The organism is Klebsiella sp. JN_Kp126, assembly GCF_033843325.1.
In the GTDB taxonomy this organism is placed as follows: domain Bacteria; phylum Pseudomonadota; class Gammaproteobacteria; order Enterobacterales; family Enterobacteriaceae; genus Klebsiella; species Klebsiella michiganensis.
In genome coordinates, this window is the sequence record NZ_JAWXQV010000006.1 from 1 (window position 1) to 12,155 (window position 12,155).

At 59.5% G+C, this 12,155-nt stretch carries 9 protein-coding genes and 1 pseudogene; 7 read left to right on the top strand and 3 right to left on the bottom strand.

Going from position 1 to position 12,155, the window contains the following annotated elements:
* The 6 genes and pseudogenes from SIK97_RS00365 to SIK97_RS00390 all read left to right on the top strand — a co-directional run.
* On the top strand, positions 1-504 hold a 504-nt coding region (locus tag SIK97_RS00365), incomplete at its 5' end, for a FecCD family ABC transporter permease (protein ID WP_213811274.1).
* Positions 495-1,468: pseudogene (locus SIK97_RS00370) on the top strand (iron-siderophore ABC transporter substrate-binding protein); the annotation flags it as partial. The gene SIK97_RS00365 and the pseudogene SIK97_RS00370, both read left to right, overlap by 10 nt.
* Positions 1,465-2,364 (top strand): MurR/RpiR family transcriptional regulator, encoded by a 900-nt coding sequence (locus SIK97_RS00375; RefSeq protein ID WP_014838722.1) that lies wholly within the window; start codon positions 1,465-1,467, stop codon positions 2,362-2,364. The pseudogene SIK97_RS00370 and the gene SIK97_RS00375, both read left to right, overlap by 4 nt.
* Before the next feature lie 95 nt (positions 2,365-2,459).
* Entirely contained in the window at positions 2,460-3,227 is a 768-nt protein-coding gene (locus SIK97_RS00380; RefSeq protein WP_004851663.1) for a basic amino acid ABC transporter substrate-binding protein, read from the top strand.
* Between the two features lie 65 nt (positions 3,228-3,292).
* Positions 3,293-4,060 carry an amino acid ABC transporter permease gene (locus SIK97_RS00385; protein ID WP_004102832.1) on the top strand — a complete coding sequence of 256 codons (768 nt, stop codon included), beginning with the start codon at positions 3,293-3,295 and terminating at the stop codon, positions 4,058-4,060.
* Positions 4,044-4,766 (top strand): amino acid ABC transporter ATP-binding protein, encoded by a 723-nt coding sequence (locus tag SIK97_RS00390; protein WP_004851660.1) that lies wholly within the window; start codon positions 4,044-4,046, stop codon positions 4,764-4,766. Before SIK97_RS00385 ends, SIK97_RS00390 begins: the two co-directional genes overlap by 17 nt.
* A gap of 100 nt (positions 4,767-4,866) precedes the next feature.
* Here SIK97_RS00390 and SIK97_RS00395 read toward each other — a convergent pair whose 3' ends face one another.
* Complete coding sequence (locus SIK97_RS00395) at positions 4,867-6,072, bottom strand: MFS transporter (protein WP_047723677.1); 1,206 nt, start codon at positions 6,070-6,072, stop codon at positions 4,867-4,869.
* 282 nt (positions 6,073-6,354) lie between these two features.
* On the opposite strand from SIK97_RS00395, the gene SIK97_RS00400 reads away from it, so the two are divergent.
* The gene (locus SIK97_RS00400; RefSeq protein WP_057174157.1) at positions 6,355-7,506 is read left to right on the top strand and encodes a M20 aminoacylase family protein; all 1,152 of its coding nucleotides are present in this window, start codon (positions 6,355-6,357) and stop codon (positions 7,504-7,506) included.
* A 290-nt stretch (positions 7,507-7,796) separates the two neighbouring features.
* Here SIK97_RS00400 and fdhF read toward each other — a convergent pair whose 3' ends face one another.
* Both fdhF and SIK97_RS00410 read right to left on the bottom strand, forming a co-directional pair.
* On the bottom strand, positions 7,797-9,947 hold the full coding sequence (fdhF, locus tag SIK97_RS00405) for a formate dehydrogenase subunit alpha (RefSeq protein WP_057174158.1): 2,151 nt from the start codon (positions 9,945-9,947) through the stop codon (positions 7,797-7,799).
* Positions 9,948-10,184: 237 nt separating this feature from the next.
* On the bottom strand, positions 10,185-11,267 hold the full coding sequence (locus SIK97_RS00410; RefSeq protein ID WP_042945327.1) for a malate/lactate/ureidoglycolate dehydrogenase: 1,083 nt from the start codon (positions 11,265-11,267) through the stop codon (positions 10,185-10,187).
* Positions 11,268-12,155: the final 888 nt, after the last annotated feature.

Below are 12,155 nucleotides of genomic sequence, written 5' to 3' on the forward strand. Positions count from 1 at the left end.
TTTATGACCACCGCCGACGTGCGCGATGTACAAACGGCGATGATCTGGCTGGCGGGCAGCCTGCACGCGGCGACCTGGCCGCTGTTGGCCGTCGCCTTCTGCTGGGCGCTGCCCGGGGCGCTGATCCTTTTTTTGACCGCCAGGGCCGCCGATGCGGCGCTGCTCGGCGACCGCACGGCCATCGGTCTCGGCGTACGCCTGCAGCAGCTAACCCTGCTGCGCTTTTTCGCGCCGGTGCTGCTGACCTCCGCCAGCGTTTCCTGCGTCGGAAGCCTCGGCTTCGTTGGCCTGATGGCGCCGCATATGGCGCGGTTTCTGCTGCGCGGCGGCCAGGTGGCGCTGCTCTGCGGCAGCGCGTTGGTTGGCGCGCTGCTGGTGTTAGCCACCGATACAATTGGCCGACTGGCTTTCGCGCCGCTGCAGATCCCAGCAGGGATCGTGATTGCGCTGGTCGGCTGCCCGTTTTTTATCGTTCTGCTCTGGCGTCGCCGTGACGCCCTGTAAATCAAAAAGGATCGCTATGCGTTGGTTCGTTTCTCTGCTGGTGCTGTTGGCGGGCGTCGCCTCGGCCGCCGATACGCAAACCTTCACCGATGATTTGGGTCGTACGGTGACCGTTCCGCTGCACCCGCAGCGCATTGTGTCGCTGCACGATCTGGATATCACCATCCCGCTGATCGAGCTTGGCGTCCCGCCGGTGGCCAGCCACGGGAGGACGCGTCCGGACGGCAGCCACTTTTTACGCGCCAGCGCACAGCTGACCGGCGTTGATTTCGATAACAGCGCGATTCGGTTTATCGGCACGGCGGATATCGATCTCGAAGCGGTGGCCGCCGCGAAACCGGACCTGATTATTACCGAGCCCAGCCGCCACGTTTCGGTGGAGCAACTGGAGAAGATTGCGCCAACGGTCAGCATCGACCACCTGCAGGGCAGCGCGCCGCGCATCTACCGCAAGCTGGCGCAGCTCACCGGTACCCAGCCGCGGCTCTTAATCCTCGAACGCCGCTATCAGGCGCAGATAGCCCAGCTAAAGGCGATGGTGGATACGCAAAACATCGTAGTCTCGGTGATTCAGGCCAACAACGGCAAGGTTACCGTGCATCACGCCTATCATGCGCTGGGACGCGTGCTGCGCGATGCCGGATTCCGCTTCCCGCCGCTGATTGACAACATCCCCGATGGCCAGCGTATTGACGTCAGCGCCGAGCAGCTGCCGGCGCTGGATGCCGATTTCGTATTTGCCACCTGGCGTTCCGATACCGGCGGCAGGCCGCAGGATGAGCTGCAGGCGATGGAGGGCGTGATGCCCGGCTGGTGCGACTTTATGCGCGCCTGCCGCACCGGGCGCTACATTCTGCTGCCGCGCGAGGAGGTTATCTCTAACTCCTACGCCGCGCTGTCGCTGATGGTCGCCCAGGTACAGTCGCACATTGCCGGTCGTCCTTTGCCCGAGGGGCTGAAATGAAAACGGTGGTCAAAAGAGAGAAGGGGCGGGTTGACCTGTTCGGCGAACGTTTTCGCGCCCGCGCGCATCAGCTGTCGCCGCGTCTGCTGGCGGTGGTGAGCTATATCAACGAAAACCGGGAAGCGGTGCTGGAGCGTACAGCCATGGAAATCGCCGCCGCGACCAATACCTCGGACGCCACGGTGGTGCGCGCCATCCAGGCGCTCGGCTTCGCCGGACTGCGGGAGCTGAAGCAGACCATGGAGCGCTGGTTCGGCCCGTCGGCGACCTCGTCGGAAAAAATGATCTCCACGGTGAGCGCCTTATCCAGCGACGTCAATTCGAGCATCGATTTCGTGCTGGAAGGGCATCAGCGGGCCTGCGAAGTGCTTGCGCGCCCCGACAACCGCGCCGCGGTGGCCCAGGCGGTGGCGCTGCTGACCGACGCGCGCCAGGTGGGGATTTTTGGGATCGGCGCCTCGGGCATTCTGGCGGAGTATACCGCCAGGCTGCTGAGCCGCATCGGCCTGCCTTCGTACGTAATGAACCGCACCGGGTTTAGCCTCGCCGAGCAGCTGATCGGCCTGCAGCGCGGCGACGTGCTGATTATGATGGGGCAGAAGTCGCCGCACCGGGAGGGGATGACGACCCTGCGCGAGGCCCGCCGTCTGGGGATCCCGACGATTTTACTCACCCAGGCGCTGGACTCCCGCTTTAGCCAGGAGGCGCAGGTGGTCATTGAGGTGCCGCGCGGCGGCGATAATGGGCGGGTGCCGCTGCACGGGACGGTGCTGGTTTGCCTGGAGATGATCGTGCTGTCGGTCGCCTCCACCGCGCCGCAAAAAACGGTGAAATCGATGAAGCGGATCAATGAATTGCATCGGGCCATCGGGAAATCCGGCGGTAAACGAAGCTAAACGGCAGATAATTTACCGTCGGGAAGGTTTCCGGTTGCATGCCATGCTGACAGTGTGTATTTTTATGCAAAATTAATGCATAAAACGGAGTTGTCATGGTTAAGAAGTGGATGAAAGCATGCTGCCTGGTGGCGGCGATGATCGGCACCGCCCACGCGGCTCAGCAAACTTACGTGGTGGGATCCGGCGGAACCTATCGCCCGTTTGAGTTCGAGAACAGCCAGAAACAGCTGGAAGGTTTTGATATTGATATCATCAAAGCGATCGCCAAAGCGGAAGGCTTTGATATCAAACTGGTCAATACGCCGTGGGAAGGGATCTTCGCCACCCTCAACACCGGCGACCGCGACATTATTATCTCCGGGATCACTATCACCGATAAGCGTAAGCAGATGGTGGATTTCTCCGCCCCTTATTTCCCGGCCGAGCAGTCCATCGTCGTGCCGGCGGATTCAAAGGTCTCCTCCCTTGAGGCGCTGAAAAACGAGAAAGTCGGCGTGGTGAACTCCAGCACCGGCGATATCGTGGTTTCCGACGTGCTGGGCAAGAACAGTACCGCGATCAAGCGTTTTGATAATACTCCGCTGATGCTGCAGGAGCTGTTTGAAGACGGCGTGAGCGCGGCGGTCGGCGACGTCGGCGTGGTGAAATACTACATCAAGCAGCACCCGGAGAAGCAGTTCAAGCTGGTGCCGGATGCCAAATTTGAGCGCCAGTATTTCGGCATCGCGGTGGCGAAAGGCAACAGCGAGCTGCAGGCGAAGATCAACGCCGGTTTACAGAAAATCATCGCTGACGGCACCTACGCCAAAATCTATAAAACCTGGTTCGACGAGAACGTCCCGACACTGCCAGCGCAATAATTCGCATTTTTATTTTCATCACGGCTATCGACTCTGGCGATAGCCGTATTTTTTAGGGAAGGGCTATGACGGGATTCCGTTGGGAGATCATTGAGGAGTACGGTCCGCTGTTTATGGACGGTGCCCTGATGACCATTAAATGTACCATTATCTGCGTGATCCTCGGCACCCTGTGGGGGCTGACCCTCGGGCTGGGGCGCATGGCGAAAGCCGAGCACGGGGTATGGAAATACGTTCTGCGTTACCTGGTGCAGTTTCCGGTGCGCTTTTACGTCAGCGCGTTTCGCGGTACGCCGCTGTTCGTACAAATTATGGTGGTGCACTTCGCGCTGGTGCCGCTGTTTATCAACCCGCGCGACGGACTGCTGGTGACCAGCGGCATGATGAGCGCTGATTTCGCTCGCGAGCTGCGCTCAAACTACGGCGCGTTTCTCTCCTGTATCGTGGCGATTACGCTGAATGCCGGGGCCTACGTGTCGGAGATCTTCCGTGCCGGGATCCAGTCGATCGATAAGGGGCAGATGGAAGCTTCCCGCGCGCTGGGAATGCCGTGGTGGAAAACCATGCGTCAGGTGATTCTGCCGCAGGCGTTTCGCCGCATTCTGCCGCCGCTGGGCAACAACGCTATCGCCATCGTTAAGGACTCCTCGCTGGCGTCGGCCATCGGTCTGGCGGATCTGGCCTACGCCGCGCGCACCGTTTCCGGCGCCTACGCCACTTACTGGGAACCCTACCTGACCATCTCCCTGGTTTACTGGGTTATTACTTTCCTGCTGGCGCAGCTGGTTAACCGTCTGGAAAAGAGGTTTGGCAAAAGTGATTCACATTCGTAATTTACACAAGCGCTTCGGCGACAGCCACGTTCTGCGCGGCATCAGCTGCGACATTAAGCCGCAGGAAGTCGTGTGTATTATCGGCCCGTCCGGTTCCGGGAAAAGCACTTTTCTGCGCTGCATGAACGCGCTGGAAACCGTCAGCGAAGGCGAGGTTGAGGTAAACGGCTTCGCTGCCCACGATCGCGCCACCGATCTGAATAAGATGCGGGAAAGCGTCGGCATGGTCTTTCAGCGCTTCAATCTGTTCCCGCACAAAACGGTGCTGGAAAATCTGATTATGGCCCCGATGAGCCTGCGCGGCACGGCGCGCGCGGAGGCGGTGCGTCTGGCGGAAGAGCTGCTGGCGAAGGTCGGGCTGAGCGACAAGCGCGACGCCTGGCCCTCCAGCCTCTCCGGCGGGCAGCAGCAGCGGGTGGCCATCGCGCGCGCGCTGGCGATGAAGCCGTCGATTATGCTGTTTGATGAGCCCACTTCGGCGCTCGATCCTGAGCTGGTGGGCGACGTGCTGGAGGTGATGAAAAACCTCGCCAGCGAAGGGATGACCATGGTAATCGTAACCCACGAGATGGGCTTTGCTCGCGAAGTGGCCGACCGGGTTATCTTTATCGACCAGGGCATTATTCAGGAAGAGGGGAAACCGGCGCAGATCTTTAGCGCGCCGACTAACCCGCGCACCGCCGCGTTTTTGAGTAAAGTGCTGTAACGGCTACCGGCCCCGGCGCGCGACTGCGCTGCCGGGGAGAAGACCCTGCGCGGGCGATGAGGGAGCTTTCGTTCTGCCGAACCGTGCCTGCCCTTAAGCGTTACCGCGCCGCCTCGCTAATATCATCCATCTCTTCTTCGCGCTCGCGTTCGTCCGCCAGCAGGGCTTTTTCGCTTTTACCCAGGCACTGAATCAGCAGGAACAGCGCGCCGCTGACAAATAGCGTCATCAGCAGACCATCATACCCCGCGACGCTGATCAGCAATCCGCTGACCACCGGGCCTGCGACGCTCCCCGCGGACCAAAAGAACCCCAGCAGGGCGTTGATCATAATCAGCTTCTGCCCGGAGAAGGTCTTCCCGGCGCGGACCAGCGACAGGGTATAGAGCGCCCCCGCCGCAGCGCCGAGAAGCAGGCAGCCGACAATCAGCTGGATATGCGACGCCAGCAGGAACGGTAAGGCCAGCAGGGCGAGGCAGAAGACCACCGCGCAGGTCAGATGCACGCGGCGGATACCGAAGCGGTCGGCAATCCAGCCCAGCGGCGCCTGGAATACGGCATCGCCGGTTAATACCACGGTGACCAGCAGTACCGCCGTCACTTCACTCAGCCCTTTATCCATACCGTAAAGCGGCAGCAGCGCCAGTATGCTGGCATCAAAAAAGGCGAAGCAGAATACGCCGGAAGCCAGTACTGGCAAAAAGGCGCCGAGGCTGCGCCAGCTGGCGCGTTCCGCCAGCCGTTCGCGGCTGCCGGAGGGCAAATGGCGGAGCATCAGCAGACAGGCGAGGGTCACCAGTCCGACGAGCAGCAGAGTCCATGATTGATACGCTTCTCCGGCGGAGATCAGCAGCGGCCCCGCCAGCTGACAGCCGGTAAAGGCGGAGGCATAAATGCCGGTCAGGGTTGCCCGGTTTTTACCCGCCGCGCCGCCGGTGATCCAGCTTTCGCCAATGACGATAATCACCCCTGACGCCAGGCCGGTCACCAGCCGCGGCAGCAGAAGATGAACCATATCAAACGACAGGCAGGAGGCGATGGTTGCCGCCGCCAGCGCCACCAGGCTTACGGAGAGCAGAAGCCCCATCTCGAAGCGCCGGCACAGCGCGGGCGAGAGGAAGGAGGATATCATCATCCCCGCTGGCGGTAGCGCGGCCAGCAGGCCGACGTAAACGGTATCAACCTGCTGCTGCGCCAGCTCCAGACTGATTAAGGGCACCGTGTATCCGGTGATAAATCCCACTAATGAAGCCGCCATGATCATCGCCAGCGTGGGGGCAAGACGATTCTGCTCTGGGTTGAACATTTTATTTCCGGTTAAGGAGGTCTGTAGAGTGAATTATTCGGCAAAACGCCAGTATAGCTGCATAATAATTAATCGCACGCCTTATGTCACCGTTGATATGACTACAAAAAAACGCAGTGCAGGCGGGATGCCGCGCAAAGGCGCGTTGGCGCAGGGTTTGGCGGCAGTTGTCAGCGAGCGGGCGAAAGGATATAACCAATAGGCTAGCGGGTTACCTGTAGCCCCAACGTATTGCATAAAACACTCGTTCAGCGCTGAAGCTGTGCAGGAAAGGAGTAAGACATGGCTGTATCCCCTTCACTGATCGCCGAGGCCATTCGCTGGCGACGTGATTTTCATGCTTGCCCTGAGCTGGGGTATCAGGAACAGGAAACCTCTCGCCGGGTCGCTGAACTGCTCGCTTCATTTGGCCTTCAGGTGCATAGCGGTCTGGCGGGCACCGGCGTGGTCGCGACGCTGGAGAACGGCCCGGGTCCGGTAATTGGCCTGCGGGCCGATATGGATGCGCTACCGATCGCCGAGCAGAGCGACGTCGACTATAAATCGCGTAATCCGGGCGTGATGCACGCCTGCGGCCACGACGGCCATAGCGCAATGCTGCTGGCGGCAGCGGCGCATCTGGCGCAAACCCGCCGCTTTCGCGGCACCGTTCACTTTGTTTTCCAGCCCGCTGAGGAGAACCTGGGCGGCGCGCGTAAGATGGTGGAAGAGGGGCTGTTTGCGCGCTTCCCGATGGATGCCATTTACGCGCTGCACAACTGGCCGGGTATGCCGCTGGGCCAGGTGGCGATCGGCAGCGGGGCGATGATGGCCTCTCTCGATGCGTTTGAAATTACCCTGACCGGCAAGAGCTGCCATGCGGCGATGCCGGAGCGCGGGGCGGACCCGATTGTCGCCGCGGCGCAGCTGATTATGGCGCTGCAAACCATTCCGTCGCGCCGCCTGTCGCCGCAGGAATCCACGGTGGTAAGCATTACCCAGATTTCCGGCGGGGAGGCGATCAACGTGCTGCCGGATAAAGTGGTGCTGCGCGGAACCTTCCGCTGTCTGAATAACCAGGTGCGTGAGCGGGTCAGGGGGCTGATTGAAAGCTATGTCGCCGCCCAGCCGCAGGTATCAGACGTGGAAGGCAAAATCGCCTGGTATCCCGGTTATCCCGTCACCACCAACCACCCGGCTGAAGCGCAAAAGGTTCGCGAGGTGGCGACCGCGCTGCTGGGGGAATCGGCGGTGAGCTGGAACGGCAATCCCTCTATGGCCTCGGAAGATTTTGCCTGCATGCTGGAGGGCTGCCCGGGCGCCTATTTCTGGATTGGTACCGATGGCGAGACGGCGTCAAAGCCGCTACATAACGCCGGATATGATTTTAACGATGCGCTGATCCCGCACGGCGTGGCGCTGTGGACGGCGCTGGTGGAGAAACTGTTGGCGTAAGAGACCGATCCCGGAGGCGATGCTGCGCATCTGTCCGGGCTACACGACTTCAGCGGACTGCGGACCGGTAGCCCGGGTAAGCGCAGCGCGACCCGGGAGGACGCCGCACCGATGCATAATCCCGGCGCATTCCCCGGGTTGCGGCGTAAACGCCTTACGCCGGGCTACCGCCTGCGGATCCCGTAGCCCGGGTAAGCGCAGAACCTGTAGCCAGGGCAAGGCGCGTTGAGCGCAGCCCCCGGGAGCAAAAGTGGATATGCGGGGAGACGCGCGCATCTCCCTGCGGTGTTTTACACGTTCACCGCCGCTTTCAGGCGGGCTTTCATCTCACTATAGCTTGTCCAGGCATACTGCTCGGCCCAGCGCTGATCCGCGATAGCCTCCACCTTCACCGCGCAGTATTTGGTTTCCGGCGTTTTCGAGATCGGGTCGAGATTATCCTGCGTCAGCTCATTACAGGCGCCGACCCACCATTGATAGGTCATATACACCGCGCCTTCGTTAATGCGATCGCTGATGTCGGCGCGGGTAATCACCTTACCGCGCCGCGAGCTGACCCACACCAGCTGCTGGTCGGCGATACCGAGGCGCTGCGCGTCGGCGCGATTGATTTGCACCCGGCCCGGCTCATCGGCAAGCGATTGCAGGGCCGCGCAGTTGCCGGTCATCGAACGACACGAGTAGTGGCCGACTTCGCGCACGGTACAGAGCACCAGCGGATACGCTTCATCCGGCGTCTCGGCAGGCGCGCGCCACGGGGCGGCGAACAGCTGGCCTTTGCCGGTTGGCGTATCGAAGAGGTTATCTTTATACAGCCACGGCGTACCGGGGTGATCCAGCGTCGGGCACGGCCACTGGACGTGGTTCATATCGCCCATTTTCTCGTAGGTGACGCCATAGAACAGCGGACAAAGCTCGCGCATTTCGTCCCAGATCTGCTGGTTGTTATCGTAATGCATCGGATAGCCCATTTCGCTGGCCAGCAGGCTGATGATTTCCCAGTCGCGCTTAACATTACCGGTGGCGATAATCGCTTGCTCGAAGCGCTGGAAGCCGCGGTCGGCGCAGGTAAAGACGCCGCCGTGTTCGCCCCAGGAGGTGGCGGGCAGCAGCACATCGGCGATTTCGGCGGTTTTGGTCATAAAGATATCCTGCACCACCACAAAATCGAGCACTTCAATCCCCTTACGCACCAGGCCTAAATCGGCTTCGGTTTGCAGGGGATCTTCACCCATGATGTAGTAGGCTTTGATTTCGCCAGCCAGCGCTTTGTGCGGCACTTCGGTGATCCGGGTACCGACCTGGCCGTCCATGACAGCCGGGTTAACGCCCCATGCTTTGGCAAACTTATCGCGAACGCTGGCGTCGGTGACGTCCTGGTAGCCCGGGAACATATTCGGCAGGACGCCCATATCGCAGGCGCCCTGGACGTTGTTTTGTCCGCGTACCGGACCCACGCCGACGTTGGCGCGTCCGAGGTTACCGGTTAACAGCGCCAGGCTCGCCAGCCCTCTGACGACGTCCACCGCCTGGCCGAACTGGGTGACGCCCATGCCCCACATAATGGTGGCGGAAGGCGCGGCGGCAAACATGCGCATCGCCTGGCGAATTTCAGCGGCCGGCACGCCGACGATCCCTTCGACGGCTTCAGGGGAATAGTCTTTCACCGTTTCGCGATAGGCGTCCAGCCCCTCGGTAAAGCGGTCGACGTAGTCGTGGTTATACAGATCCTCTTCCAGCAGCACGTGGGCGAAGGCGTTGACCAGCGCCATATTGCTGCCGTTATTGAGCTGCAGATGGCGATCGGCGATGCGGGCGGTTTCGATACGGCGCGGGTCGCAGACGATGATTTTCGCCCCGTTTTCGCGAGCTTTAATCACCCGGCGGGCGACGATAGGGTGGGAGTCAGCGCAGTTATAGCCAAAGACCAGCAGACATTTCGAGTTTTCGATATCGCTAATCGAGTTGCTCATCGCGCCGTTACCGAGCGCCAGCTGAAGCCCGGCTACCGACGGGCCGTGGCAGACGCGGGCGCAGCAGTCGACGTTGTTGGTGTGGAGCACGCCGCGGGCGAATTTCTGCATCACATAGTTGGTTTCATTCCCGGTACCGCGCGATGAACCGGTCGTCATAATGGCGCGCGGGCCGTGCTTCTCCTTTATTTCACGCAGTTTATTCGCCGTATAGCGGATAGCTTCCTCCCAGCTGACCGGGGTGAACTTACCGCCTTTCTGATAGCGAATCATCGGCTGCTGCAGACGCGGCGTCAGTAGCTGGGTGTCGTTGAGAAAATCCCAGCCGTAATAGCCTTTCAGGCACAGCTGATTTTGGTTGGTGACGCCATCGGCGGCTTCGGCACGGAGAATTTTATTGTTTTCGACGACCAGCTTAAGTTTGCAACCGGCCCCGCAATAAGGGCAAACGCTCGTGATTTTTTTCATCAGTAACAGACCTGTTAACAGAGAATAAACAACAATGGACAGGCCGGGCCCGGCCCGCCTTTGTCAGGGCGTCATGAGCCAGCGCACCGGCAAATGACGGGAGCGTTATGCATACGCTGTGCCAAAACTTAACTTATTGAATTTGTATAGAATAGTTGATCAGGCGGGGCGGGGCGGCGGTGATGTCGACACTAATGACGATGACATGACGCCCGTTCGGGCGTCATCGAGGAAAAATCAGGCCAGCTTCTGGCGCAGCTGCGCGAGGGTGTCGGCGGGTAAACCGACTTCTTCGGCGGCGGCGCAAATCGCCTGCCAGCTGCCGGCGTCCAGCGGTATCCCCTGCGCCAGACGCTGCTGGCGGTTAGCCTCTTCCCACTCGCCCGGGGCCAGAATCGGCGCGTCCGGGTCGTGCGGCGACCGTTTACACCAGTCGATAAACGCTTCGGTCTCGCGCTGCATATCCGGCGCATCGAACGCTTCCGGGCTGAGAATAATGGTGGTCATGCAGTTGAAGATAGCGTCCACGCTGCCCTGCAGCGTCTCCTGATGCGAGGTTTTACCGCCGGATACCGCGCCGCCGATAATTTCGCACAGCGTCGCCAGCGCGTAGCCTTTATGTTCGGCAAAGGTCAGCAGCGCCCCCAGCGGCGACGTCTGCATCACCGCCGGGTCGGTAGTGGGGACGCCGTGAGCGTCGATCAGCGACCCCGCCGGTACCGGGACGCCTTTATGCCAGGCGACGCGGGTTTTACCGAAGGCGATGGCGCTGGTGGCGTAATCCAGCAGCAGCGGCGGATGGCCGGCGCGCGGGAACACCACGCACAGCGGGTTAGTACCGAAGCGGCTGTCTTTCCCACGGAACGGGGCGACCATCACGTTGCCAACGACGTTAACGAAATGGATAGAGATCATTCCGGCGGCCGCGCACTGTTCCGCCCAGTAGCCGATGCGGCCAATATGGTGCGCATTGCGCAGCGCCACGGCGGCCATACCGTGCTCTCTGGCTTTCTTAATGCCGATCTGCATGGCTTCATGGGCCACCACCTGGCCGAAGCCGCCGTTGCCGTCCAGCGTGACCACCGCGCCCGCGTCTTTCATCACGCTGGCGTGGCGATTGAGCTGGAGATAACCCTGCGCGTGGGAGCGTACGTAGCTTGGGATCATGCCGACGCCGTGGGAATCGTGCCCGGCCAGGTTAGCGGCAATCAGATGGTCGGCGATAAGCGATGCTTCGGTGAGGGAGCTTCCCATATGGGTGAAAAGGGTTTTAACAAATTGATGCAGATCCGTGGCCTGGAAGCGATGTCCTGTTTGCACTGATTCTCTCCTGTGATTGGGTTGCGAATTCTTGTTTTAGTGTGTTTGCATTTCCATGCTGCGCTGAGCCACGGAGAAGATCAAGGTTTTGAATCTGTGACGGTAAAGAGAAGGGCTGAGGGGGAAAGTGCAGCGTTGAGGCCGGGCAGTCTGGTTATGATGTGAGGGATCATTAACGCTGAATGCTCTCTCTGGCGACTTGACTGGGATGGCTCACAGTAGAAAGACGCTGTCTCTCTCTGTCTACGGGGAGGGCGCAAGGAAGGTTATAGGACATGATATGAGTGAGAGGCATTATTGTAAGTTGTGTTTTAATATATCCGCTGAATGAAATGCCGCTATTTCTTTTGCGCTCAGCGCGAATCTATACATTGTCCGGTTTAACCATCGATACCGGATATTTGGCAGATATTATTTGTGAGTTTTATATTAATCCTGCTAGCCATTAATTATAGCCATATTAAAATCCACTACTGGACTTTTTCATGGCCGGTAAACGATAAAAAATAATTTATTTCTTATGCCCCTGCTCGCGCGCTTTTCAGTATCCGGAATGACCAGTATTTGCGTTACATATTGATTTGCATCAATCAATGCTGCCTGTTCAGATATGAATTTAATTCACATTTCTCTGTCAGGTATACATCCTGCCTTTATTGTAAGTAAATGGTTGTTATTACATACCGGCTTTGTTTGTCTCATGCGTTTCATTTTTACATTTGCCTTAAGATGCCTGAGGAAAGTCTTATAATGGACTTTGGAACAGGCTGGTTGATATTTTTTGGCGCTTTGCTCTACTATATCCGGGTCATCACACACCGTTATCTTTAACACATTATTCCTCACGGGAAGGGACCGCTATGGCTGATACGTTCCAGAATGAGGTGC

Excerpts from the sequence above, each read along its gene's own strand:
- SIK97_RS00375 (WP_014838722.1), top strand. The coding sequence starts at position 1,465 with ATGAAAACGGTGGTCAAAAGAGAGAAGGGGCGGGTTGACCTGTTCGGC.
- SIK97_RS00380 (WP_004851663.1), top strand. The coding sequence starts at position 2,460 with ATGGTTAAGAAGTGGATGAAAGCATGCTGCCTGGTGGCGGCGATGATC.
- SIK97_RS00385 (WP_004102832.1), top strand. The coding sequence starts at position 3,293 with ATGACGGGATTCCGTTGGGAGATCATTGAGGAGTACGGTCCGCTGTTT.
- SIK97_RS00395 (WP_047723677.1), bottom strand. The coding sequence starts at position 6,072 with ATGTTCAACCCAGAGCAGAATCGTCTTGCCCCCACGCTGGCGATGATC.
- SIK97_RS00400 (WP_057174157.1), top strand. The coding sequence starts at position 6,355 with ATGGCTGTATCCCCTTCACTGATCGCCGAGGCCATTCGCTGGCGACGT.
- fdhF (WP_057174158.1), bottom strand. The coding sequence starts at position 9,947 with ATGAAAAAAATCACGAGCGTTTGCCCTTATTGCGGGGCCGGTTGCAAA.